At 64.6% G+C, this 23,706-nt stretch carries 27 protein-coding genes; 13 read left to right on the top strand and 14 right to left on the bottom strand.

Features of this window, described 5'->3' with window-relative positions:
• Position 1: 1 nt before the first annotated feature.
• Complete coding sequence (locus K1177_RS13445; protein WP_224703882.1) at positions 2-904, bottom strand: polyprenyl synthetase family protein; 903 nt, start codon at positions 902-904, stop codon at positions 2-4.
• Positions 905-1,016: 112 nt separating this feature from the next.
• Between K1177_RS13445 and K1177_RS13440 the strand changes: the two genes are divergently transcribed.
• The 4 genes from K1177_RS13440 (at position 1,017) to K1177_RS13425 (ending at position 4,338) form a co-directional block, all read left to right on the top strand.
• The gene (locus tag K1177_RS13440; protein ID WP_224703881.1) at positions 1,017-1,730 is read left to right on the top strand and encodes a transglycosylase domain-containing protein; all 714 of its coding nucleotides are present in this window, start codon (positions 1,017-1,019) and stop codon (positions 1,728-1,730) included.
• A 158-nt stretch (positions 1,731-1,888) separates the two neighbouring features.
• Positions 1,889-2,068, top strand: a complete 180-nt coding sequence (rpmF, locus tag K1177_RS13435; RefSeq protein ID WP_224703880.1) for a 50S ribosomal protein L32 — start codon at positions 1,889-1,891, stop codon at positions 2,066-2,068.
• 133 nt (positions 2,069-2,201) lie between these two features.
• The gene (fumC, locus tag K1177_RS13430) at positions 2,202-3,602 is read left to right on the top strand and encodes a class II fumarate hydratase (RefSeq protein ID WP_224703879.1); all 1,401 of its coding nucleotides are present in this window, start codon (positions 2,202-2,204) and stop codon (positions 3,600-3,602) included.
• 4 nt (positions 3,603-3,606) lie between these two features.
• Positions 3,607-4,338 carry a phosphotransferase gene (locus K1177_RS13425; protein ID WP_224703878.1) on the top strand — a complete coding sequence of 244 codons (732 nt, stop codon included), beginning with the start codon at positions 3,607-3,609 and terminating at the stop codon, positions 4,336-4,338.
• An 18-nt stretch (positions 4,339-4,356) separates the two neighbouring features.
• On the opposite strand, the gene K1177_RS13420 is transcribed toward K1177_RS13425, so the two are convergent.
• Positions 4,357-4,836 (bottom strand): VOC family protein, encoded by a 480-nt coding sequence (locus tag K1177_RS13420; RefSeq protein ID WP_224703877.1) that lies wholly within the window; start codon positions 4,834-4,836, stop codon positions 4,357-4,359.
• 184 nt (positions 4,837-5,020) lie between these two features.
• Between K1177_RS13420 and K1177_RS13415 the strand changes: the two genes are divergently transcribed.
• A complete protein-coding gene (locus K1177_RS13415; RefSeq protein ID WP_224703876.1) occupies positions 5,021-5,470 on the top strand; it encodes a hypothetical protein in 450 nt (149 codons plus the stop codon).
• Here K1177_RS13415 and K1177_RS13410 read toward each other — a convergent pair.
• Together K1177_RS13410 and gloB are read right to left on the bottom strand one after the other, a co-directional pair.
• Positions 5,467-5,718, bottom strand: a complete 252-nt coding sequence (locus K1177_RS13410; RefSeq protein ID WP_224703875.1) for a hypothetical protein — start codon at positions 5,716-5,718, stop codon at positions 5,467-5,469. The two genes, K1177_RS13415 and K1177_RS13410, sit on opposite strands and share 4 nt — an antisense overlap.
• 259 nt (positions 5,719-5,977) lie before the next feature.
• A complete protein-coding gene (gene gloB, locus K1177_RS13405) occupies positions 5,978-6,745 on the bottom strand; it encodes a hydroxyacylglutathione hydrolase (RefSeq protein ID WP_224703874.1) in 768 nt (255 codons plus the stop codon).
• A gap of 102 nt (positions 6,746-6,847) precedes the next feature.
• Between gloB and K1177_RS13400 the strand changes: the two genes are divergently transcribed.
• Complete coding sequence (locus K1177_RS13400) at positions 6,848-7,579, top strand: class I SAM-dependent methyltransferase (RefSeq protein ID WP_224703873.1); 732 nt, start codon at positions 6,848-6,850, stop codon at positions 7,577-7,579.
• A 387-nt stretch (positions 7,580-7,966) separates the two neighbouring features.
• On the opposite strand, the gene K1177_RS13395 is transcribed toward K1177_RS13400, so the two are convergent.
• The gene (locus tag K1177_RS13395) at positions 7,967-8,749 is read right to left on the bottom strand and encodes a DUF3108 domain-containing protein (protein ID WP_224703872.1); all 783 of its coding nucleotides are present in this window, start codon (positions 8,747-8,749) and stop codon (positions 7,967-7,969) included.
• Positions 8,750-8,966: 217 nt separating this feature from the next.
• Between K1177_RS13395 and rpmB the strand changes: the two genes are divergently transcribed.
• The gene (gene rpmB, locus K1177_RS13390; RefSeq protein ID WP_137150733.1) at positions 8,967-9,251 is read left to right on the top strand and encodes a 50S ribosomal protein L28; all 285 of its coding nucleotides are present in this window, start codon (positions 8,967-8,969) and stop codon (positions 9,249-9,251) included.
• Positions 9,252-9,380: 129 nt separating this feature from the next.
• Positions 9,381-10,073: a queuosine precursor transporter gene (locus K1177_RS13385; RefSeq protein WP_224703871.1), complete on the top strand. Its 693-nt coding sequence runs from the start codon at positions 9,381-9,383 to the stop codon at positions 10,071-10,073.
• A 67-nt stretch (positions 10,074-10,140) separates the two neighbouring features.
• On the opposite strand, the gene fdxA is transcribed toward K1177_RS13385, so the two are convergent.
• The 4 genes from fdxA to K1177_RS13365 all read right to left on the bottom strand — a co-directional run bounded on the left by fdxA (position 10,141) and on the right by K1177_RS13365 (position 14,575).
• The gene (gene fdxA / locus K1177_RS13380) at positions 10,141-10,479 is read right to left on the bottom strand and encodes a ferredoxin FdxA (RefSeq protein ID WP_224703870.1); all 339 of its coding nucleotides are present in this window, start codon (positions 10,477-10,479) and stop codon (positions 10,141-10,143) included.
• A gap of 149 nt (positions 10,480-10,628) precedes the next feature.
• Complete coding sequence (locus K1177_RS13375) at positions 10,629-11,144, bottom strand: GNAT family N-acetyltransferase (protein WP_224703869.1); 516 nt, start codon at positions 11,142-11,144, stop codon at positions 10,629-10,631.
• Positions 11,141-11,554, bottom strand: a complete 414-nt coding sequence (locus K1177_RS13370) for an RNA-binding S4 domain-containing protein (RefSeq protein WP_224703868.1) — start codon at positions 11,552-11,554, stop codon at positions 11,141-11,143. Before K1177_RS13370 ends, K1177_RS13375 begins: the two co-directional genes overlap by 4 nt.
• Positions 11,555-11,557: 3 nt before the next feature.
• A complete protein-coding gene (locus K1177_RS13365) occupies positions 11,558-14,575 on the bottom strand; it encodes a helicase-related protein (RefSeq protein WP_224703867.1) in 3,018 nt (1,005 codons plus the stop codon).
• A 551-nt stretch (positions 14,576-15,126) separates the two neighbouring features.
• Between K1177_RS13365 and hisC the strand changes: the two genes are divergently transcribed.
• Positions 15,127-16,221 (top strand): histidinol-phosphate transaminase, encoded by a 1,095-nt coding sequence (hisC, locus tag K1177_RS13360; protein ID WP_224703866.1) that lies wholly within the window; start codon positions 15,127-15,129, stop codon positions 16,219-16,221.
• Positions 16,218-17,189 (top strand): prephenate/arogenate dehydrogenase family protein, encoded by a 972-nt coding sequence (locus K1177_RS13355; RefSeq protein WP_224703865.1) that lies wholly within the window; start codon positions 16,218-16,220, stop codon positions 17,187-17,189. The genes hisC and K1177_RS13355 overlap by 4 nt, the downstream gene beginning before the upstream one ends.
• An 18-nt stretch (positions 17,190-17,207) precedes the next feature.
• Here K1177_RS13355 and K1177_RS13350 read toward each other — a convergent pair whose 3' ends face one another.
• On the bottom strand, positions 17,208-18,179 hold the full coding sequence (locus K1177_RS13350; RefSeq protein WP_224703864.1) for a DUF2125 domain-containing protein: 972 nt from the start codon (positions 18,177-18,179) through the stop codon (positions 17,208-17,210).
• Positions 18,180-18,325: 146 nt separating this feature from the next.
• Here K1177_RS13350 and K1177_RS13345 point away from each other — a divergent pair, with 146 nt between their 5' ends.
• Positions 18,326-18,889, top strand: a complete 564-nt coding sequence (locus tag K1177_RS13345) for a gamma-glutamylcyclotransferase (RefSeq protein WP_224703863.1) — start codon at positions 18,326-18,328, stop codon at positions 18,887-18,889.
• Between the two features lie 5 nt (positions 18,890-18,894).
• On the opposite strand, the gene K1177_RS13340 is transcribed toward K1177_RS13345, so the two are convergent.
• From K1177_RS13340 to ftsE, 4 genes are all read right to left on the bottom strand, one after another.
• Entirely contained in the window at positions 18,895-19,236 is a 342-nt protein-coding gene (locus tag K1177_RS13340; protein ID WP_224703862.1) for a hypothetical protein, read from the bottom strand.
• A gap of 129 nt (positions 19,237-19,365) precedes the next feature.
• The gene (locus tag K1177_RS13335; protein WP_224703861.1) at positions 19,366-20,175 is read right to left on the bottom strand and encodes a lysophospholipid acyltransferase family protein; all 810 of its coding nucleotides are present in this window, start codon (positions 20,173-20,175) and stop codon (positions 19,366-19,368) included.
• An 84-nt stretch (positions 20,176-20,259) separates the two neighbouring features.
• Positions 20,260-21,189, bottom strand: coding sequence for a cell division protein FtsX (locus K1177_RS13330; protein ID WP_224703860.1), 930 nt, complete (start codon positions 21,187-21,189; stop codon positions 20,260-20,262).
• Positions 21,182-21,844 carry a cell division ATP-binding protein FtsE gene (ftsE, locus tag K1177_RS13325; RefSeq protein ID WP_224703859.1) on the bottom strand — a complete coding sequence of 221 codons (663 nt, stop codon included), beginning with the start codon at positions 21,842-21,844 and terminating at the stop codon, positions 21,182-21,184. Before ftsE ends, K1177_RS13330 begins: the two co-directional genes overlap by 8 nt.
• Before the next feature lie 219 nt (positions 21,845-22,063).
• On the opposite strand from ftsE, the gene K1177_RS13320 reads away from it, so the two are divergent.
• Both K1177_RS13320 and K1177_RS13315 read left to right on the top strand, forming a co-directional pair.
• Positions 22,064-23,293 (top strand): zinc-ribbon domain-containing protein, encoded by a 1,230-nt coding sequence (locus K1177_RS13320; protein ID WP_224703858.1) that lies wholly within the window; start codon positions 22,064-22,066, stop codon positions 23,291-23,293.
• A complete protein-coding gene (locus K1177_RS13315; RefSeq protein ID WP_224703857.1) occupies positions 23,293-23,706 on the top strand; it encodes a response regulator in 414 nt (137 codons plus the stop codon). Before K1177_RS13320 ends, K1177_RS13315 begins: the two co-directional genes overlap by 1 nt.

Here is a 23,706-nt window from a genome sequence, read left to right as displayed (position 1 = left end):
CTCAGTGCTCCCGGCTGGCAAAGTAGCGGGCAGTGGCGCGCAGGCCATCTGCCTTGGGGCCGAATGTGCGCAGCGCCGACAGCGCTGTCGTCACCGTATCGGCCAGGTTCTGGCGCGCGCCGTCAAGGCCCAGCGTGGCCACCAGCGTCTGCTTGCCGAGCGCCGCATCCTTGCCGGCTGCCTTGCCAAGCTTTTCGGCGCTGGCCGTCACGTCCAGAATGTCGTCGGCCAGTTGGAAAGCGCGACCGGCCGCCTCGGCATAGGCGGTCAGCACGGCCAGGGCGCGCGCATCGGCGCCGCCCAGAATGGCACCCATGCGCACGCTGGCGCGGATCAGCGCGCCGGTCTTCATGGCCTGCATGGTGGCAATCTCAGCTGGCTGCAGGTCACCCTGTTCGCCCTCGATGTCGCGCATCTGCCCGCCGACCATGCCGCCCGGCCCGGCGCCCTTGACCAGTTCGGTCACCAGGGCAATGCGCACGGCGGCGTCGGGGTGGCAGTCCGGCTCGGCAAGCAGTTCGAAGGCGTGGGTCAAAAGGGCGTCGCCGGCCAGAATGGCGGTGGCGTCGTCATAGGCCTTGTGCACGGTGGGGCGACCACGCCGCAGATCGTCATCATCCATGGCCGGCAGGTCGTCATGGATCAGCGAATAGCAATGGACCATTTCAACGGCGATTCCGGCCTGCAGGGCCTGTTCCGCCGGCACGTTGAAAATGGCTGCGGCCTGGCGCACCAGCAGGGGGCGCAGGCGCTTGCCGCCCTCCAGGCTCCCATGGCGCATGGCGGCCACCAGCCGCTCAGGAGCAGGACCCGGGCCAGACAGGCGTGCAGCGCTCAGCCGGTTGCCCAGGGCGCGTTCTACGGTGTTGGCACAAGCGGCCATTTCGGCGTCAAAGTCATACATGGCTTGTTGCTAGCCTGTCCCATTCCGGGCGGCAAGATGCAGACGCCAGACGTGTTCGATGCCAATGCCGGCCCAGGGTGGAATGTCGCAGGCGGCTCGGCTAAGGGAAGGCATGGCAAGACGAAAATCCAAGGGCATATGGCGCCTGCTGCGCGCAATCGGCATTGCGCTCGGCATTGTGGTGGCCATCCCGCTGGTGCTCACCCCGGTCTATCTGTTTGTCGATCCGGTCTCGGTGCCCATGCTCGAGCGCTATCTCACGGGGCGGCCGGTGGACCGGCAGTGGCGGGAGATCAACAGCATTTCGGATCGCCTCAAGGCCGGTGTGATCCTTTCCGAGGACGGGCAGTTCTGTCGGCACTGGGGCGTCGATGTCTCGGCGCTGCGCGACGAGGTCGAACGCTATCTGGCCGGTGAAGATGCCCGGGGGGCCTCCACCATCACCATGCAGGTGGCCCGCAACCTGTTCCTCTGGAACGGGCAGAGCGTGGTGCGCAAGGCGCTTGAGGTGCCGCTGGCCGTCTATATCGATCTGGTGCTGCCCAAGCGGCGGATCATGGAAATCTATCTCAATATTGCCGAATGGGGCCCCGAGGGGCAGTTTGGCGTGGCGGCCGGCGCCGAGCGCGCCTTTGGGATAACGCCGGACCGGTTGAGCTGGCGCCAGGCCAGCCTGCTGGTCACCGCCCTGCCCAATCCGCTGCTGCGCCAGCCGGGGCGTCCCTCGGCAGGCATGGAGCGGATCGCGGGCATCATCGTGCAGCGTGTCGGTGAATATGGTGAGCGTGCGGCCTGCGTGGGCAGCGGTGGGCGTCTGGCGCTCTAGCCCGGTCCGCAATGCGGGCTTATGCACCGGGCGAACGGGCTTCCACAAACCCCCTAGCCAAGCCCCCGCACTTGCTCTATAGGAACCGCCAATCCCCACAGAGTTAAGTCTCTGGGCCGCTCTGGCGGCGCAATGATATTGAATTCGGAGTACCGACCATGGCAGTGCCAAAACGAAAGACCTCGCCGATGAAGCGCGGCTTCCGCCGCTCGGCCGACGCTCTTGCCGCCCCTTCCTATGTCGAAGACAAGGATTCGGGTGAGCTGCGCCGCCCGCACCACGTTGACCTGAAGACCGGCATGTATCGCGGTCGCCAGATCCTCGCGGCCAAGAAGTAATCGAAAGACGGACAGCGCGATGCGCTCCGTTCTGATATGCAAGCGGCCGACCCTGTGAAGGGTCGGCCGCTTTTGCTTTGCCCCCTCGTTCTGCCCGCCTGTTCCGGCGGCCTGTTTTTTCCCGGAGACTGCCATGACGACCCGCGTTGAATCGGACACCATGGGCACCATCAACGTGCCTGCCGACAAGTACTACGGTGCGCAGACGGCCCGCAGTCTCGCCAATTTCGATATTGGCGGGGAAAAGATGCCCAAGGAAATCATCACCGCCTTTGGCGTGCTCAAGAAGGCCGCGGCGCTGGCCAACCACAAGCTGGGCCTGCTCGACGAAGCCACGCGCGACCTGATCGTGGCGGCAGCCGACGAAGTGATCGCCGGCAAGCTCGATGGCCATTTCCCGCTCGTGGTCTGGCAGACCGGCTCGGGCACGCAGTCCAACATGAATGTCAACGAGGTGATCTCCAACCGCGCCATCGAAATGGCCGGCGGCACCATGGGCTCGAAAAAGCCCGTGCACCCCAATGACCATGTCAACATGAGCCAGTCGTCCAACGACACCTATCCTACGGCCATGCATATCGCTGCCGTCGAGGCGCTGGAGAATTACCTGTTCGAGCGCGTGGCGCTGCTGCGCGACACGCTGGCTACCAAGGCCGAAGCCTATATGGATGTGGTCAAGATCGGCCGCACCCATCTGCAGGATGCCACGCCCCTGACGCTGGGCCAGGAAATCTCGGGCTGGGTGGCGCAGATCGACTATGCCGTCTCCGCCATCAAGGCGACGCTGCCCCAGCTCAAGGAATTGGCGCTGGGCGGCACGGCCGTCGGCACCGGGCTCAATGCCCATCCCGACTATGCCGTGGCCGTGGCCAAGGAAATTGCTGGGCTCACCGGGCATGATTTCGTCACCGGGCCCAACAAGTTTGCGCTCCTGGCCGGGCACGATGCCTTTGTGGGCACATCGGGCGCCCTCAAGCAGCTGGCCGTGGCCTTCATGAAGATCGCCAATGACGTGCGCTGGCTGGCCTCGGGGCCCCGCTCGGGCCTGGGCGAGATCACCATTCCGGAAAATGAGCCGGGCTCCTCGATCATGCCGGGCAAGGTCAATCCGACCCAGTCGGAAGCCATGACCATGGTCGTCGCCCAGGTGATGGGCAATGACGCCGCCATCGGCTTTGCTGCCAGCCAGGGCAATTTCGAGCTCAACGTGTTCAAGCCGGTCATCGCCTACAACTTCCTGCAGTCGGTGCGGCTGCTGGCCGATGCCGCCAAGAGCTTCAATGACAATTGCGCCGTGGGCATCGAGCCCGACCGTGCGCGCATCAAGGAGCTGGTCGACAAGTCGCTGATGCTGGTGACCGCGCTCAACCGCAAAATCGGCTACGACAATGCCGCCAAGATCGCCAAGACGGCGCACAAGAACGGCACCACGCTGCGCGAGGAAGCCATCGCGCTGGGCCTGCTGACCGGCGAAGAATTCGACGCCGAGGTCAAGCCCGAGCAGATGGTCGGGCCGCTCAAGCTCAAGAAGTAAGGCCATGGGCTGGGAGGCGCTGAGCCGCTGGGGCGCCGATGCAGAGCGCATCGAGCGCCTTGCTGGCGGCGTCGCCAATGATGTGTGGAGCCTGCGCGTCAACGGGCAGCTGGCCGTCGGCCGGCTGGGGCAGCGCAGCGCCGACGATCTCGCTTGGGAAACCGGGCTGATGGTGCATCTGGCGCAGAATGGCATGACCGTGCCGGTCCCCATTCCCACCACCGATGGGGCGCTGTTTGCCGATGGGCTGGTCGTCATGACCTATCTCGAGGGCGTTTCACCCGAGACCGCTGACGACTGGCGCCGCGTGGCGGAAACGCTGCGCCAGTTGCATGATCTCACCCGGGACTGGCCGCAGCGTCCCGGCTGGAAATCCTCCACGGACCTGCTGACCGCCCGGTCGGGCACGCGCATCAATCTTGACGCCATGCCTGCAGAGGCCGTCGAGCGCTGCCGCGCCGCCTGGGCCAGGCTTGTCGGTCGCCCGCGTTCGGTGGTTCATGGCGATCCCAATCCGCGCAATATCCGCATCACGGCCGACCGGGTTGCCCTCATCGACTGGGACGAGGCGCATGTCGACGCCTCGGATCTCGACCTCAATCTGCCCCACAACGGGGCCAACCACCCATCGGACGTGCGAGACCTTGTGTATCAGGCGTCGGCGGCCTGGGAGGCCGCCGTCTGTTGGCGTGATGCCCATGCCGAGGCGCAGCTGGCGCTTGTGCGTCCAGTCTAAGGCGTTCCGGCGAAGCGATCAGCCACGCCGGGCCGCCTCGACCGCGGCGATGTCGATCTTTTTCATCGTCATCATGGCCTCGAAGGCACGCTTGGCCTCGGCACCGCCGGCCTGCATGGCCTCGGACAGGGCGCGCGGGGTGATCTGCCAGGAGATACCCCACTTGTCCTTGCACCAGCCGCACATGCTTTCCTCGCCGCCATTGCCGACAATGGCATTCCAGTAGCGGTCGGTCTCTTCCTGGTCGTTCGTGGCCACCTGGAACGAGAAGGCCTCCGAGTGGGTGAAGGCCGGCCCGCCGTTGAGGCCGAGGCAGGGAATGCCCATCACGGTGAACTCCACCGTCAGCACGGCCCCTTCCTTGGTGGAGGGATTGTCGCTGGGGGCACGATGCACGCCGGTGACCTTGGTATCGGGAAAAAGCCCGGCATAGAAATTGGCGGCCTCTTCGGCCTGGCTGTCGAACCAGATGCAGATGGTGTTCTTGGCGGTTGCCATGGCGTCCTCCTGTTGGGCGGCCCACGCCGCCTGTCTGCGCAGCCGGATCGTCCGGCGCTTGCCTGCACGTCGAACGGGGCGCAGGCATTTGGACAGGCTAGAGCGAAAATCTGCGGCGCGCGCGCCCCTTTCGCCTGCGCATTAGCTCTGGCATGGTGTGGCCAATGGCACCGGAGGCCCCGAATTGACCGAAACCGTCATCATGCCGACTTCGAGCCACCGCCAACCCCGTGGCCGGTTCATCCCGCCGCTGCTGGTGGTGCCCTTCGTGCTCTACAACGTGGTGGTGTTCATCTTCTTTGGCGCCAACCCGGTCAACTGGGGCGCCGGCATGTTCGCCATCCCGATGCCGTCGGGCATGCCCTGGGCGGTGTCGGCCGGGGACTTCATCCTCGTCATCGGCGTGGTGTGTCTGTTCGTCGAGGTGCTCAAATCCACCAATTCGAGCCGCAGCTCGATCGTTGAGCACATGCTCTCGATGGCGCTGTTCGTGCTGTTCCTGGTGGAGTTTCTGCTCGTCGGCGCGGCGTCCAGCTCGGTGTTCTTCCTGCTCATGGTGATGAGCCTGATCGACGTGGTGGCCGGCTTTACCGTCTCGATCACCAGCGCCGGGCGCGATGTGACGATGAACTAGGCCACAACGGTCTTTCTATAGCCCATGGGCATGCGCTTGACGGCGACGTGTGCCGTTTCGGCATAAGCGCTGGTGGCGCCTTGCGGCGTGCTGCGGCGGCGGGCGCGCTGGGTCGGCATGTTGTCGCGCGCGGCCAGCAGCTGGCTGACGAAGGCGGCGCCGGCCTGGCTGCGTTGCAGCGAGGGTCTGGGGCGCGCCGGCTCCAGCAGCATGGGCAATCCTGGCTGAACTGTCTCGATATCGCTCATCGTGATCCCGCCTGTTCCAAATCGGGGCTGGCTGTCTCGAAGTGGGACAGTCATGCACGCCCTATGCCCCTGACACTGCAATCGGCGTGCCAGATGCTAACGATTTGTTAACGATTTGGGAGGCGAAACTAGGGCGTGGTTAACGCCACAGGCGGGGTTTTACCCAGGGTTTTGATCTTCAGCAGGCACGAAAAAGCCGGCGCAGGTCCTGCGCCGGCTCTGTGATTTTGGTGTCGCTTGGGGCGGGGGCGGAGAAGGCCTAGAAGTTGTCCTTGGCCTTGCGGATGGCGGCAAAGACTTCGGCGGGGCTGGCGCCCTCGAGGCCGAAATGCCGTGCGATTCCAGCATCATCGGCGCGCATGAAGGGATTGGCCGCCTTGTCCTCACCGAGGCTGAACGGGATGGTGGGCTTGCCCTCGGCACGCAGGGCGGTGACCTCAGCGGCGCGCTTCTGCAGGGCGGCGTTGTCCGGATCGACCGAGAGCGCGAACTTGGCATTGCTGGCGGTGTATTCGTGGCCGCAATAGACCAGCGTATCGTCGGGCAGAGCGCGCATCAGCTTGACGCCTTCCCACATCGGGCCGGGCGTGCCCTCGAACATGCGGCCGACGCCGAGCGAGAACAGCGCGTCGGCGCTGAACAGATGCTTGCCCACCGGGTCATGGAAGACGATATGGCCCAGGGTGTGGCCGGGGGTGTCGTAGATGTCGAAGCTGGTTTCGCCCAGCGTCACCGTATCGCCACCGCCCACCAGCACGTCGAGATCGGCAATCTTGTCGGCTTCGGCCCTGGGGCCGACCACGCGGGCGCCGAACTCGGCCTTGAGCTCGGGAATGGCTTCGACATGATCGATGTGGTGATGGGTGATGAATATATCGGTCAGCTCCCAGCGGCGCCGTTCCAGCGCGGACATGATGGCTGCCGCATCCGGCGCGTCGATGGCGGCAGTGCGGCCGGTGGCGGTGTCGTGCACCAGATAGCCAAAATTGTCACTGCGGGCGGCAAAGACGTCGACGATCACACTCACGGGGCTGCTCCGATGCTCGGGATAGTTGAAAGCTGGGAAGCCCGACCTGACATGACAAGGCGGTATTAGACAAGTCCCGCCTAAAGCGGCAGAGTTGCGCGCATGACTGCTGACGTTCATCGCCTGATCGGGTTCTACCGCACGCCGCTGGGGCGCATTTCCCGCGCCCTGGTGCGCGAACAGGTGACGGCGCTGGCTGGCGATGTGTCCGGCAAACGCGTGCTGGGCCTTGGCTTTGCCACGCCTTATCTGCGATTTTCACTGGCTCGGGCCGAGCGCGTGCTCGCCTTCATGCCGGCCCGGCAAGGCGCCTCAGCCTGGCCGCGCGAGGGGCCGTCGCACACGGTATTGTGCGATCCGCTGGAAATGCCGCTGACCGATGCCGCCATTGACCTGACCATTGCGATCCATGCCATCGAGCATGTCGCCGATGCCGAAGAGCTGATGCGCGAACTCTGGCGCATCACCGCGCCCAATGGCCATCTGATTCTGGTGGTGCCGCGACGCCGGGGCATCTGGGCGCAGCGCGACAATACGCCATTCGGTCAGGGCAATCCGTATTCGGGCGGGCAGCTGGACAAGCTGCTACGCGACCACAGCTTTGTGCCCGAGGCCTGGCGTGACGGGCTGTTCCTGCCGCCGGTGCGCAGTTCGCTGGTGCTGAAATCGGCACGGGTGTTCGAAACGCTGGGCCGGCTGCTGGGGCCAGCCATGAGCGGGGTCATCTGCGTGCGGGCCCGCAAGGAGGCGTTCCCGGCCGTGCCGCGCCGCCGTCGCGAAGAGCGATTCGTGCGAGTGCCCGGCCTCAATACGGCCACGGCGCGCCAGGGCTGACCAAAGAGCCTGTCCCGCGGCGGCACGCCGGCGACCCATTGTTGCCACAGGCGTTAACCCTGGGTCCAAAACGGGAACGAACAGGGGGCGAATCGAGCGAGGTCGCACAATGCGGCTTTGTTCACGACCATATCTAGCGGCTGACCCGATCCCGACCCACCAGAGGCCGAGCGTGGCTGTCCGCGGACCCCGTTTGCAGTGCCGATGCGTTCAGCTTGATGAAGGCGCGGTTAATTTGGGGGATTTTCGGCAAAGTGCTGCCAAATGATGAGCCTGATGCCACGGCAAGAATCTGCAGCCGTTAAGGAAGCCGTGGCGGATTTGTTGGGCGCCATGCGCCCCTTGTTGGCAAAAAGGCCGTTGACCGTCCCGAAGCGGGACGGCGCCTCAGGACCGCATGCTGGTCAGAACCATCGACAGATCGCCCATGCTGGTGCCCAGCAAGACGCGATAAGGGATGAAATAGCCGGTTTCGGCCAGGGGCGCGTACCAGATGACGATCCGGTTGGTGTCGGCGAGATAGTTGGTGATTTCGGAGCTGGTGAAATGGCCGGACACCGGCTTGTAGTTGACCGAGCACAGCACCACCGGCCCCTGATAGCCCGTGCGCTGGGAGGTGGCCTCGTCGGTGCCGGCAAAGCTCATCTCGATGTTGAAGCGTTCGACACCGGTGAAGATACCGACGCGGCGCTGGCATAGGCTCTTGTCGAGCGCGGAGCCACGCAGCAGGAAGGCAGAGAGGAAATCGGTGACGCCACTCAGGTGCCGGCGCTCGAGCGGGACGCGGTCATAATTGTCGATGATGGGCGGCTCGACCTTGAAGCTGTCCACATTGCCGCCCGAGAAGGTCACATCGATCCTGAAGGCATCGCCATTGGCGCGGGTCTGTAGGCCGAAGGCGCGCGCCACCAGTTGCGAGCCGGACGAGCGACCGGTGGTGGTGGCCTTGGCCGTGCCGCTGGCGACCACCGCCCCCAGCCCGGTGACATTGGCCGACAGGTCCACCGCATAGCTGGCGCCATCGTCCTTGAGGGTAATATCCATCGAGGCGATGTTGATGCCGCCCAGGGTCAGGATATAGCTGGCGCGGGCATCGACATCGGCAGCACGGGCAGGAACGCAGGCCAGCAGCAACAGGGCTGCCAACGGGGCAAAACGGAACTGGATCACGATTGGACGTCTCTGCGGTTGCTGCGCGAATCAGGGGAATGTTCGAAAGTGCCGCGCTCAATCCACCCGCGCAAGGCACTCGCGGGGGTTTGAGGGCTCCATTGTCTTGACGCCGCCCCGCAGTTTCTCTAAAGAGGCCCAAGATTTCAGGACAAGACAGGCCCGCTGCGGGGCTCGATCCCCGCGACAGTGGCCTTTTGCAACAGGATAGATAACCATGGCACGTCGCTGTGAACTCACCGGCAAGGGCGTTTTGGTTGGCAACAACGTTTCGCACGCGCTCAATCGCACGCGTCGCCGGTTCCTCCCGAACCTGCTGAACGTGACGCTGATTTCCGAGGCGCTGAACCGCCCGGTCAAGCTGCGTATCTCCGCCTATGCCCTGCGTTCGGTTGAACACCGCGGTGGCCTGGACGCCTTCCTGCTCAAGCAGAGCGACGAGCAGCTCTCGCCGCTCGCCCAGGGCATCAAGAAGGAAGTGCGCGCCGCTCTCGCTGCCTAAGCGACACGGACGCCAGACAATTTGACCGCGTAGGGAGCGCTTCTCTGCGCGGTTTTGTTTTGCGCCAATCCTGGCGCACCCCCGCCCCGGTCTGATGCCGGCAGGCGGGTTACATAGAGGTGCATTCTGATGCTAGCTCGTCTGTTCGCGGCTGTGGCCGCCATGGTCGTCGTTGTCGCGGCGTCCAATATCCTGGTGCTCTATCCGCTGCAGGTGCAGCTGGGCTCGGTCAACCTGGCCGATCTGCTGACCTGGGGCGCCTTCACCTTCCCCTTCGCCTTCCTGATCACCGACCTCACCAATCGCTTCGATGGCGCGCGCAATGCGCGCCTTGTGGTGCTGGCCGGCTTTGCTGTGGGCCTGGGCCTGTCGTTTTATCTCAGCTTCCACAGCCTGCCCTGGAGCGACAATGACGCCGCGGCCACCACGCAGCGCATTGCCCTGGCCTCGGCCACGGCCTTCCTCGTCGGCCAGCTGCTCGATATTGCAGTGTTCTCGCGGTTGCGGGCCAGCCGTGCCTGGTTCCTGCCGCCGCTGGCCGGGTCGCTGTTCGGCTCGATGATCGATACGGCCATCTTCTTCTCGGTGGCCTTTGCCCCGGCGCTGGCGGGCATTGACGCGCTGTTCGGCCTGGCTGACGGTTCGCTGGGCTTTCCGGCGCCCTGGCTGGGTGTGGGCCCCGAAGTGCCGCTGTGGGTCTCGCTGGCCTCGGGTGACTTCCTGGTCAAGTTCATGGCGGCGCTGCTGCTGCTGGCGCCCTATCGCGCGCTGATGGGCCGGCTGATGCCGCTGCCGCCGCTGGGCGCTTCGGCCCAGGCCTAGCGCAAACAAAACCGCCCGCTCCAGTCTGGAGCGGGCGGTTTGAAATGATCGACGGAACGGCTGGCGATCAGTCGCCTTCGCCGGGTTCCTCGGAGAAGTATTTCTCGAACTTGCCGGTCTCGCCGTCCTTCTCCTTGGCCTCAGGGAGTGGGTCGCGGCGCTCGGTGAGATTGGGCCAGATCGAGGCAAATTTGGTGTTGATCTGCAGCCAGTGGTCGAGCCCGCTTTCGGTGTCAGGCTTGATGGCCTCGGCAGGGCATTCCGGCTCGCAGACGCCACAGTCGATGCACTCGTCCGGGTGGATCACCAGCATGTTCTCGCCCTCGTAGAAGCAGTCCACGGGACAGACTTCGACGCAGTCGGTGTATTTGCAGGCAATGCAATTGTCGGTGACGATATAGGTCATCTAGGCGGGCATCCCGAACAGGAGCCGGGCTGGGGCAGATGGCGCAGCACGGCAGGTCTCAACGGCTTCGTTGCTAAACTTTTTCTGGTGTCGCTGCAAGGTCAGCAGCAGGCAGGGTTTGGCGCTAGGGGCGTCGCGGAAGGCATAATTTATCCAGCGCTTGTGCGTGGCCAGTGGCGGAAAACTACATCTTCAGGGTCCTGGCGAACTGCAACGCCATCGAGGGTCGCACCAAGGCGCTTGGCGAGCGCGATTGAAGGGGCATTTTCTGCGTCGATGTAGCTGACCAGACTGGGGAGTTGGAGTGCATCAAAAGCCCAGTCGCGCATGGCACGCGCGGCTTCATAGGCGAAACCCTTGCCCTCATGGCCTGCATAGAGGAACCAACCCAGTTCCTTCTCAGGGAACAAAGGGCCGTGGTTGATGCCGACCTGCCCGACGCACTGGCCGGTCTGAACCAGTTCCAGCATCAGGCAACCATGGCCGAACAGGTGCCACTGGGCGGTATCACTGCAGAACATGCCCCAGGCGGATCGTTCGTCGAATGGGCCGCCCATGTAGACTGCGCGGTCTGATCGCATCAATGCGGCATAGTCCTGAAAATCGTCAAAGGTCGGTGGGCGGAGCCGCAGGCGGTCCGTCGACAGGGTGGGAATGATGGTCATGGATCATCACCCCTGTCCCGCAGCCGGTCCGTGTCGCGGCGCTGCTTCTTGGTGGGGCGGCCGGCGCCATCGTCGCGCTGTGCCAGCGCGGCCTCGTAGGGGCTCTGCTCGGCCTTGGGCAGGGACGGCGGCGAGAGATCCTCATAAAGGCCCTGGGCCTCGCTGGCGGGGCCGCGACGGGTACCGGGATCGATGATGCGCCAGACAACAATGCGGTTATGCAGCGTCATGGTCAGGACATCGCCGGCACCCACCTTGTGGTCGCTGCGGTCGGTGCGCTCGGAGTTGACGCGGATAGCGCCCGATTCGATGATTTTTTGCGCCAGCGTGCGGGATTTCAGCGCGCGGGCAAAGAACAGGAACCTGTCGAGCCGCTCCTTGCGGACGGCTGGCGCGACAGGTCCCGGCAAGGCCTACTCGGCCTTGCGGTCGCGCAGGGCCGCAAGCTTGGCAAAGGGGCTATCGGGGTCGAAGGCCTTTTCGCGCTTGTCTTCACGCGGACGCTCGGCCTTGTCGTTGCGTGGGCGTTCGAACTTGGCGCGATCGCCCTTCTGGTCGTCGGGGCGACGATTGTCATTGCGGCCGCGGCCCTCGAACTTGGCCTTGGGGTTGAGGTGCTGGGCCTTGGTGAGGTCCTGCACTTCGCCTTCGGGGCGACGCTTGGCAGCCGGCGCATGGTTGCGCTGGCGGCCTTCGCCTTCGGGGCGGCGGCGGGGTTCGTGGCGCTTGTTGTCGGCGCGCTTGCCAGCCGGGGACCAGATCTCGTCGAATTCGGGTTCGGCCGGGGTCGCCGGCGTGTCCTCGACGGTGGCCGGGGTTGCCTCGACGATTGTCGTCTCGGGCATGGCGGCGTCCATCGCGGGCGTCGTTTCTGCCTGTGTGGCTTCGAGCGGCTCTTCGGCAACCGGTTCGGTGGATGCGGGGTTCTCGCTCAGGGTTTCTTCCAGGGCCGGTGCTTCCGGGCTGGCGTCAGCCGGCGCCGCCGGTGCGGCGACCTTGGGGACGCGTTTGACGCGATAGCCCAGCGAGGTCAGGATCGAGGCGAAATCCTCGCCCGAGCAGCCCAGCAGCGAGGTCATTTCCACCGTGACGCGGAAACCATTGCCCTCGGCAGCGCCGGCGGGCACTTCGCCCTGGTGCCGCGTGGGGTCGAGCGCGATCAGCGGGCGGATGATATCGGCCAGGCGTTCGAGAATGTCGACGCGCACGGCGCGCTTGCCGGCAACCTTGAAGCCGGCAATCTCATAAAGACGGGTATCGACATCGGGGTCGACCACAAAGCTGGTACGGCCCGAGAGCACGATGTGCGGAATATCGGTGACGCCGGGCTGGCGTACGCCGCCATTCTTGAGTGCGAACAGGATGAGCGCCAGCTCGCGCGGGGCGGGCTTGAGCGAGAGCGGCAGGTAGATGTGATAGGCGCCGAACTTGATGCCCAGCTTGCGCATGCGGCCGCGGACGTCCTGGTCAAGATTCTTGACCTCGTCGGCCACCTGGCTACGGGGGATCAGGCCGAGATGCTCGATCAGCTGATAGGCAATGCCGCGGGCGGTGCCGTCCAGATCAGCCGGGGCCTCCAGCGCCATGACGGGCTCGAGCACGGTGTTGATGTGGTGGCGCAGCCAGAGGTTGAGCCGGTCCTGCACGCGTTCGAGGTCGGGTCCGGTCAGCGTCTCATCGGCCAGAATCAGAATGCGAGGCCGATAGAGCGTCTCGCCTTCGATCAGTTCGGCTACCAGGTCGCCCTTCCAGCGCAGGCGGCCATCGGTGGCCAGAACGATCTCTTCGTTTGGCGCACCTGCCAGGCGTTCCGCCCGATTGTGGATTTCCGGCGCCACAACGTGGTCGGCCGCAGCGCGCAGACTCTTGCTGTCTGCGTCGCCATCATTGCGGGCCAGGGTGAAGCGGAAGCCTTCGAGCGTGCCGATGAGATGGCCTTCCAGCCGCACTTCGCCACGCTCATTGATCTCGGGAGATGCCATACGTTTGTCTTTCAGGTGACGAAGCAACACACTCGTGCGCCGGTCGACGAACCGCTGGGTCAGCCGCTCATGCAGCGCATCACTCAGGCGGTCTTCAATGTCTCGGGTCTTTTCGCGCCAATGTGAAGGGTCTGCAAGCCAGTTTTTGCGGTTGGCGATAAAGGTCCAGGTGCGGATCTGCCTGATCCGGTTGCTTAGCGTATCGATATCACCGCTGACATTGTCGCAAAAGCGGACCTGCTCGGCAATCCAGTCTGCATCGACTTTGCCGCGGCGCATAAGGTCGGAATAGACACGGGTGACGATCTCCCCATGGTTGGCTGGCGAAATGCCCTGATAATCAGGGATTTGGCAGCATTCCCACAGCAATCGGGCCCCATCGAGGCCGCGCGCCAGCTTGCCGGCCTCATTGCGGGCGAGGAATTCGAGCGCGCGCTGGTCGGTGGCGATGGGCACGCGGGTCAGCGCCCGGTCCTCAGGCGGCTTTTCGAGGCTGTTGAGCAGGGCGTTGATGGATGAATAATCCAGCTGATTGTTGCGCCATTGCAGCACTTTGAGCGGGGCAAAATCGTGGGTTTCGAGCGCCACGACCATTTCCTCGTCGAATCCCTCGGTGCCGCCGGTGACGCCGAAGGTGCCATTGCGGGCATGGCGACCGGCGCGACCGGCGATCTGGCCTAGCTCGGCGGGGGTCAGCGGGCGACTGGTATGGCCGTCAAACTTGCTGTCATCGGCAAAGGCGACGTGGTGGATATCGAGGTTGAGCCCCATGCCGATGGCGTCGGTGGCGACGAGAAAATCGACATCGCCATTCTGGTAGAGGTCGACCTGCGCATTGCGGGTGCGGGGGCTGAGCGCGCCCATGACCACCGCGGCGCCACCGCGCTCGCGACGGATCAGTTCGGCAATGGCATAGACCTGGCGGGCCGAGAAGGCGACGATGGCCGAGCGGGGCGGCTGGCGCGAAATCTTCTTGGAGCCGGCATAGGTGAGATGGCTGAAGCGCGGCCGGTCGATGATATCGGCATGGGGCAGCAGCTTGCGGATCACCGGCTCCATGGTCGCGGCACCTAGGAGCAATGTCTCGCTGGTGCCCCGGGCGTGCAGGATGCGGTCGGTGAAGACATGGCCGCGGTCGAAGTCCGTGGCGGTCTGGATTTCGTCAATGGCGACGCAGTCGACCCTTATGTCGGTGGGCATGGCCTCGACGGTGCAGACCCAGAATCGCGGCTTGGCGGGGACAATGCGCTCTTCGCCCGTCACCAGGGCCACGGCCTGCTCGCCGACCCGTTCGACGCAGCGCTGATAGACCTCGCGCGCCAGAAGGCGCAGCGGCAGGCCAATCATCCCGGTGGGATGGGCCAGCATGCGTTCAATGGCAAAATAGGTTTTGCCGGTATTGGTCGGGCCAAGGATCGCCTTGACGGACTGGGCGGGCGCGAAGGTCATGTGCTGCCAATGTAAGCGGTCCCCGCGACAGTTGCGAGAGGCACGCCGCATTGTCCCGGGATTGTCCCAAGAAAGGACAGGGCCGTCACAGTCCTGCCACAGGGCTTAATGGATAGAACAGGTGGCGAACGAAACAGGCTCGAATCGGCGCAGACTCAAAAATGCTGCTTCGTTCACCGCTAGGGCTGGGGGGTATGTCACCATCGGGACACCAGCGTCTTGCGGGCAGGCCCTGGTTGGTCTCGATCGGCGCAATTTTGCTTCACCAGTGCTAACATCGGGTTAAATTCGGTCCGGAATCAGCAAATGTGATCAAGGGGTTAATGCGGAGCACACCGAAAAAATTCGCGACGTTATCCGGCGGGAAGCCGCTGGTGCTGGGGCGATGGACAGCCTCTTCGCAATCATTGGCATTGACCGTCCCGGATCGGGACAGGCCGCGTTGACCCGGCGCCATCGACGGCCTCGCTGGCCGGGGACGCAGAAGCGCTTTGCCATCGCCGAGCAGTTTGACTATGGTCCGCGCGGTTTTTCCGCCCAGAATTGGCATCATGTCCGAAGATATCCGCCCGCAGCCGCAGCCTGGAATCCTCGACATTGCGCCCTATGTGCCCGGCAAGTCCGGCGCGGCAGGCAGCAATGCGATCAAGTTGTCGGCCAATGAGTCCCCGCTGGGCGCCAGCCCCAAGGCGCAGGCAGCCTTTGCCGCTGCGGCCCAGCATCTCGAAATCTATCCCGAGGGCTCCTCGCGTCTGCTGCGCGAGGCGCTGGGCGAAGTGCATGGCATCGATCCCGCTACCATTGTCTGCGGCAATGGCTCGGATGATCTGCTGCACCTGCTGGCGCAGACCTATCTGGGCGAGGGCGACAATGCGGTGATGAGCCAATATGGCTTTTCGGTCTATCCGATCATTACCCGCGCCACGGGCGCTGACATCATCATGGTCGATGAGGTGGATTATACCGCCCATGTCGATGGGCTGTTGGCCGCCGTGACGCCGCAGACCAAGGTGGTCTGGCTGGCCAATCCCAATAATCCCACCGGCACCTATATCAGCGATGCCGAAATGCGGCGGCTGCATGCCGGCATGCGCCCCGACATCCTGCTCGTCATCGACAATGCCTATGCCGAATATGTCACGGCCGAGGATTTCGCGGTGGGGCTCGACCTCGTGCGCGAGGCAAAGAACGTCGTGATGGTTCGCACCTTCTCCAAAATGGGGCTGGCGGCGGCGCGCATCGGCTGGATGGTGGGCACGCTCGAACTGGTCGACGCCATCAACCGCATCCGCGGGCCGTTCAACGTCAATTTGCCGGCGCAGATGGCCGGCGCCGCAGCGGCGCGCGATGTCGAGTTCACCGCGCGGCTCAAGGCGCATAATGCGCAATGGCGCGATTGGATTACCCAGGAGCTGACCAGCAACCACATGTATGTGGTGCCCAGCCAGGGCAATTTCGTGCTGGTGCTTTTTCCCGATGCCGAGCATGCGCGCCTGGCCTTCGACACGCTGATGGAGCGTGGTCTGGTGGTGCGTGAGGTGGCCGGCTCCTATGGCATCGACCACGGGTTGCGCATTTCCATTGGTTCGGAACAGGCGATGCAGGGCGTCGTCGGCATTCTCAAGGCACTGGTCAAGATTTCATGAGTGTTCATTTTCGCAAGCTTGCCCTGGTGGGCATCGGGCTGATCGGGTCGTCCATCGCGCTGGCCGCGCGGCGGCAGGGGCTGGTCGAGGTGATCTCCATTGCCACGCGAAAGCAGGAAACGCTGGACGAGGCGCGCGAACTGGGGCTGGGCGATATCTATACGCTCGACGCCGCCGAAGCCGTGCGTGGCGCCGATCTGGTGATCCTGTGCACTCCGGTGGGCGCCTATGAAGGGGTGATGCAGACCATTGCCTCGGCGCTGGAGCCGGGCGCGATCTTGTCCGACGTCGGCTCGGTCAAGGGCCACGTGGTCAAGGTGCTCAAGAGCCTGGTGCCGGCGGGGGTGCATTTCATCCCAGCCCATCCGATCGCCGGCACCGAGCATTCGGGGCCCTCGGCGGGCTTTGCCGAGCTGTTTGCCGGTCGCTGGTGCGTGCTGACGCCGGGCGGTGAGGTCGATCCGGCCCAGACCGAAAAGCTGGCGGGTTTCTGGCGCGCCATGGGCAGCCATGTCGAAAGCATGGAAGCCGCTCACCACGACATGGTGCTGGCGATCACCAGCCATATCCCCCATCTGGTGGCCTACAACATCGTGGGCACGGTGGCTGATCTGGAAGCTGCGACGCAGTCCGAGGTCATCAAGTTCTCGGCCTCCGGCTTCCGCGATTTCACGCGTATCGCGGCCTCCGACCCGGTGATGTGGCGCGACGTCTTCCTCACCAATCGCGATGCCGTCCTCGAAATGCTGGGGCGTTTCACCGAGGATTTGTCGGTGCTGCAGAGGGCGGTGCGCATGGGCGACGGCCCGGCGCTCGAGGCCATGTTCACCCGCACCCGCGCCATTCGCCGGTCCATCATCTCGGCCGGGCAGGAAACGGCCGCGCCCGATTTCGGTCGCCCGCATGAGGCGCCGCCGGCGCCCGAGGTGCCCTTCGTGCGCGAGCATGGCGGTGGCGATGACGCCTAGCGGCGTCGTCTGGTTGCCCTAGAAGAGCGGGCCGATCATGGCAATTGGCACAAGGCCCGAGTAGAGGCCGCCATTGCGGAAATTGAGCTGGTTGGCATAGCTGCCATCGGCGCCGGGCGCGCCCAGCACCAGGGTGCGCCAGGGCTCTTCGAGCAGCGGCCCGATGCGCTCGGCGACGCCTGTCGAGGTGATGGTGATCTGTCCTTCCAGCTGGGCCTGGGCGTCCAGCGAGAGGGAGCCGGTCGCGTCCAGCACCGAGTCTGCATCGGTGCCATGGATGCCCACGATGTCGAGCGTGCTGCCAGCCGCCTGCATCTGGGCCAGCATGTCAGGCGCACCCCAGTTGCGCACATCGTCGGGCAGGCCGCCCAGTTCGAGCTGAACTTCCGCATTGGTCTGGCTCAGCGTCAGGGCGGGATAGGCCAGATCCTTGGCCAGCACGTAGCCAGCGAGCGCCGCCAGGCGTCGTTCTGGATCGTGGCGCTCCGGAATGTCGAACAGATGGGCCTCGACCAGCGGCGCGGTAGCAATGGTGGTATCGCCCAGCAGGGTGTCGGACCAGACCAGATCCTTGCCCGAGACCGAAGCGCGGGCGATGCGCCAGTCCTGCAGGCGTATGCTGGCTTCCAGCGTTGACCAGGCGACGGCGTTGCGTGTGCCGATAAAGCTGTCCACCAGCTGCAGCGGGCCCTTAGCAGAGGCCAGCAGATGGGTGGGGGCATAGACGCGGATGCTGGCGCGGATGCCGGGCACGTCCAGCTCCAGGTCACCCGTGACGATATGGGCCTGTTCGCAATCGGCATCGAAGCGGAACGGGAAGCCGCCGACGCTGAGCGTGCCACAGGTCAGCCTGGGGCTGGTGATGCCATCGGCCTCGGCCTGCGCCAGGATCTGCTGCTGAACGATACCCGACAGCACATACCAGGCGACCGACCAGGCCAGGATGACGGCGATGACAACGCCGCCCAGAATGATGATTCGTTTTTTCATGGTGCAAACTCTTAGCCGGGGCAGCAGCAAAGCGCTATCGGCTGGCGTGGTCGCGGCAAAAGCGGGTGGTCCGCCGCATGCAGGGCACATATCCAGCGTTGGCAATTGCCTTGACGACAAGGCTTGCCTAGATTTTGGGCCAGGACATGACAACACACGATACATCGACGGCGTCGCCGACCCATTGGGTGTTCGGCTATGGGTCCCTGATCTGGAATCCGGGCTTTGCCCATGTGCGGTCCGTGCAGGGCCTGCTCCGCGGCGCCCATCGCAGTCTGTCGATTGTGTCCCATCATCATCGCGGCACGCCGGAGCGTCCCGGTCTGGTGTTCGGGCTGACGCGCGGTGGCGCCTGCCGGGGCATGGCCTTCGAGGTGGCGGACAGCGACTGGAGCGATGTGCGGGCCTATCTCGAGGCGCGGGAACAAGTGACGGCGGTTTACCGCGATGTGATGCGCCCGGTGCATCTCCAGGGTGGCAGCGTCGTGACGGCGCTGACCTTTGTGGTCGACGAGCGGCACGAACAATTTGCCGGCAAGCTGACGCTGGAGCAGCAGTTGGCTATGGTGCGTGCGGGGGTGGGCCTGTCGGGTCCCAATATCGACTATGTCGTCAATACCGCCAGGCACCTGGCGCAACTGGGTATTCGGGACCGGCAGCTGATGGCGCTGGTGGACCTGCTGACCAGTGAGGCCAGCGCGGCAGCCTAAGGCGCTCAGGCCGCCTGCGCGTCCGCCATGGGTGCTGCGCCTTCAAGATCCCAGATGGTCGAGAGCCGCTCGGCAGCAGCGCCTGGGGTCAGCAGGCGGAAAACGCGGTCGGCGCAATCAAGCGCCAGGCGGAAACGGGAGCGGCTCAGGGGATCACCCACCAGCTCGCTGGTCGAGCCGACCCACATGACATGGCTGCCCTTGGCGATCAGGTACAGGTCCGCGTCGCCCATGGCGAATTTTTCGACATTTTCGCTGATCAGGTCATAGGCCCGACCGGAGCGACCCTGCCAATGGCTGTGCCGCCCGAAGGCATGGCTGACGACCTTGTTCTCGCTTCCAACCATCACACGCTATCCCCACAGCGCTGTTCGCATTAGAACAAAAATAGAACAAAATGCACGGCGTGTCAACTCGTCCACAAGGTGACGACTACATCTATGGGGCTGTTTGCAGATTGGGTCAATATATAGTGTCTAGCGTTGTTCCGCCGCCGATTGCCTGAGCGCATCGAGCTTGCTGCGCAATTCTGGTCCGACCGGTCGCGAAAGCCCCTGCTCGTCAGCCTTGAGAATGAGCTGATCGGATTCTGATTCGATGGCTTTTTTGAGTCGATCCATGAACACGTCGGGCTGCAGGCCAGCCTCGATGGCCGGGAGAAACTTTGCCTCCGCCGTCCCCGGCCAGATCACCAGACTGTTGCGGCCCCAGAACAGCCCAGAGTTGAGCGCGACCGGCACGACCGGAACGTTGAGTTCGGCATAGAGCCGCGCAATGCCCTGGCGATAGTCCGGCGATGCCAATGGCGCCCGCCGGGTGCCCTCGGGGAAAATCACGATGCGGCAGCCACGCTCGATGGCGGCATGGGCTTGGCGCATCATGGAGGGAATGGCCTCTGCGCCCTTCTTGCGATCGACTTCGATGCAGTCCAGCGAGCGCGCGGCCCAGCCGAAGAAGGGGATGCGCATCAGCTCCTTCTTGACGATATAGGCAGGGCGGCCCGTATAGGGGAAAATGGCAAAGACATCCCAGTCGCTCTGGTGCTTGGCGGCAATGATGCAGCCACCCTCCGGGATGTGCTCGGCGCCAGTCACCTTGGTGCGGACGCCGGTCAGGCCGCGCAGCAACACCAGGTTGGAGCTGCACCAATAGACCGCCATGGCCCAGCTCAGCCGCGTCCGACCGGTGATCAGCGCAATAATGCCCAGGATGAAGGCGATGATGGCGGTCTGGCCGATGAACAGCGCGTAGAACACTGCCGTGCGAATTGCCTGAAACACCGCCACAAAGAGTCTCCCTCGGCCTGATGCCGTGGCAGCGTCATAGCGGGCAAATGGCCGGTTGGCGAGGCCGGAGCGTGTTTTGAACGGTCAGGACGTCTGGCTGAGATAGCGGCGCACCGTCTGGCGGGAGGTGACTGCCGTCAGTGCCGCAATCACCGGAATAACGGCTATCAGCAGCAACAGGCCGTCCATGCCGATGGCAAAGCGCCCGAACAGCACGCCGATTTGGGCGCCTGCCTCGCTGGACAGCATGTTGCCTGCGGCCGTGCCCACCAGAAGGAAGAAGGCCAGCGCTGCCGCCGTGCCCAGCAGCCCGCCCTGCAGGCCAATGGAGAGAAACCGCCCCTGGAACTCGCCGGCAATGAAGCTGTTCGATGCCCCGATATAATGCAGCACATCGACAATCTCGCGGTTGGTCGCCATGGCGCCGCGGGTCGCAAAGATGATCGCCAACACCGTTGCCGCGCCGATCAGGACCAGCACCAGCAACCCGGAGAGAACGATGGTTCCGGCCATTGTGTTGAGCTGCTGCCGCCAGGCGGCATGGGTGTCGAGGCTTGCCCCCTTGATGGCAGCGAGGTTGCGCTGCAGGCCCTCGATATCGGCATCAACGGGGTCGGACAATTGCACCACGACAAGCCGCGGAATCTCGATTGCCGAGAGATCAAGACCGGCGCCCAGCCAGGGCTCAAGCAGCTTCTGGCTTTCCTCGACCGTCAGGGCGCGTGCACTGGCGACGCCGGGGGTGGTCTCGGCCAGAGACACAGCGGTGCGCAGATTGGACTCCATGACTTCTCCCGCCACCGGGCGGATCTGGATGGTGACCTCGCGCCCGACGTCGGCGGACCAGGCAATTGCAGATTTCTGCACCAGCACCACGCCGCCCAAGGTCACGGCGGAGAGAAAGCTCATGATGGTGATCATCAGCAGCAGCGTCCGGCCGGCGACGCTTTTTTCGGGAACGATGGGGGCGGCGCCGCCGCGGCGCGGCAGCAGGGACATGAGACGCTCAATCATGGATCGTCAGTTCCCCCTTGTTCAGCAGCATGCGCGGATAGCTGAACTTGTCGAGCAGCGGCAGTTCATGGGTGGCCAGGATGATGGTCATGCCCAGCGTGCGGTTGAGTTCGGCGAACAGATGCACAAGGCGGCTGGAAAGCTCGGGGTCGACATTGCCGGTGGGCTCGTCGGCCAGCAGCACCTTGGGGCGGGCAATCACGGCGCGGGCAATGGCGGCGCGCTGTTTCTCGCCGCCCGAGAGCAGCGACGGCGGGGCGTTCATGCGTTCGCCCAGGCCGACCCATTCGAGCAGCTCTGTCACATTGGGGCGATACTCAGCCTCGGGCTGGCCAAGGACGCGCAGCGGCAGGGCCACGTTCTCGAATGTGGTCAGATGGTCGAGCAGGCGGAATTCCTGGAACACGATGCCGATGTGGCGTCGCATCTGCAGCAGCCGGTCCTGGCTGAGATTGCTGACATCCTCACCAAACATGGTCACGCGACCGCGCGATGGCTTGAGCGAGAGCAGCAACAGGCGCAGCAGGCTGGTCTTGCCGGCACCCGAAGGGCCGGTGAGAAAATGAAACGAGCCCGGCTCAACCTTGAAGGTCAGGTCATGCAGGACCTCAGGACCGTTGCCATAGCGCAATCCCACATCGGAGAATTCGATCAAGACTGCTGGCTCCCAAGGTTCGGAATGGCCCTGCGAATCAGGGATCGGCCGCAGCATAGCAGTGCGTGCGGGCCGATGCGGCATGCACCGTCGTAGGCGGGATGAAAGCGGCACAAATGTGGTGGATTGTGCAGTCGCGGCTTGGGTTTGAGGAGTCTTAACACCCTCGGGCTAGATTGGTGGGCGCTGTAGTCGCATTCGCAAGCATCGTCTGGCCCCATGATCATCAGTTGTCCACATTGCCAGACCAAGTACCAGGTGACCTACGAGGCCATCGGCGCGACGGGCCGCAAGGTACAATGCGCCCATTGCCAGGAAGCCTGGCAGCAGGCCCCGCTGCCAAAGGAAGAGCCGCCCGCCTCGCCAGAGGTGCGCAAGGCCGAGGAAGCCATTGCCGAGGATAGCCTGGACGAGGCCATGGCCAGCGCCGAGAAGGACGCGGCCGCAAAGGCGCGCAAAGCGAGCAGCAAGGCGGACAAGCAGGCCCTGGCGGCTGCCCGCGGCGCCGGCAAGATTGACCCGGCCGAGGTGCGCAGGCGACGCCGGAATTTCTCCCGCCCCCAGAGTGCGTCCACGTCGGAGCTGCCGATGGCGCGCGCCCGCGGGGTTGCGCGCGTGGTCGCGGTGCTCGCGCTGTTGGGAACTGGCGCCGGCGCCTATTTCGGGCGCACGCAGATCGTCCAGCAATTCCCGGCCATGGCCGGCATCTATGACAGGCTAGGCCTGGGCGTGAACGTGGTGGGGCTCGATTTCGCCGGTCTCAGCACGCTGCGCACCACCCGCAATGGCAAGGAAATGCTGATCGTCTCGGCCCAGATTGTCGGGTTGCGCCCCAGCCCGGCGCCGGTGCCAGCCGTGGTGGTGACCCTGCTCGATGACGACGGCAACACTGTCTATCAGTGGAGCGTGGACCCGCTGGTGCATGACTTGATGGCGGGCGAGCGCGCGACCCTGGATACGCAGCTCTCGCAACCGCCGGCCAGCGCCGCGCGCGTACGCCTGGCCTTTGCCGAATCGGCGCTGCCACCGGCACCCGGTCCCACGGCGGCCAGGGCCGGCGCCGGCGAAACTGCCGGTGACGGGCATGGAACGGCCACCACCGAGGCAGACGGACACGGCACGGACGCGCATGGAACGGTGGCGCCGGCCGCAGACGGCCATGATGCCGCTGCCGACGGACATGCGGCGCCAGCCGCCGACCACGCCGTTCCCGCGGACGACCACGCTGCGCCCGCTGACCCGCATGCTGCACCAGCCGACGCCCATGCTGCACCCGCAGATGGGCATGCTGCTCCTGACGAGGGGCATGCCGCGCCGGCAGATGGGCATGCTGAGCCAGCGTCAAACCACGCCGCGCCGGCGACAGAGGCGCATGGCGACACCACCTCAGATGCCGCAGCCGGACATGGCGCGGCAGCATCCGACCCCGTTACACCGGAGCATCATTGATGGCCCGCATACTTGTTGCCGAAGACGACCCCTCCGTTCGCGCCTTTGTGGTCAGCGCGCTGACCATGAAGGGCCATGAGGTGGTCGCCGAAGAAGACGGTGGGCTGGCAGCCGAGACCATGGACAGTGAGCAGGGGCGCTTCGACCTGCTGCTGAGCGACATCAAGATGCCCATCATGGACGGCATCGCCCTGGCGCTCGACGTGGCGGCCAAATATCCCGCGGTCATCATCGTGCTGATGACGGGCTTTGCCGACCAGCGCGAACGCGCCCATGGGCTCGATGCGCTGATCTATGACGTCATCGTCAAGCCGTTCACCCTGGCCGACCTGCTGACCAAGATCGACGATGCCTTGGCGGGCAAACCGGTCGAAGTGGTCTCGCTCGCCCGGCAGCACCGCGATCCGCTGTAG

Source organism: Devosia aquimaris (assembly GCF_020169335.1).
GTDB lineage: Bacteria > Pseudomonadota > Alphaproteobacteria > Rhizobiales > Devosiaceae > Devosia > Devosia aquimaris.
The sequence above is the reverse complement of the archived record's forward strand: the minus strand, read 5'-3'. Positions and strand labels throughout refer to the sequence as shown.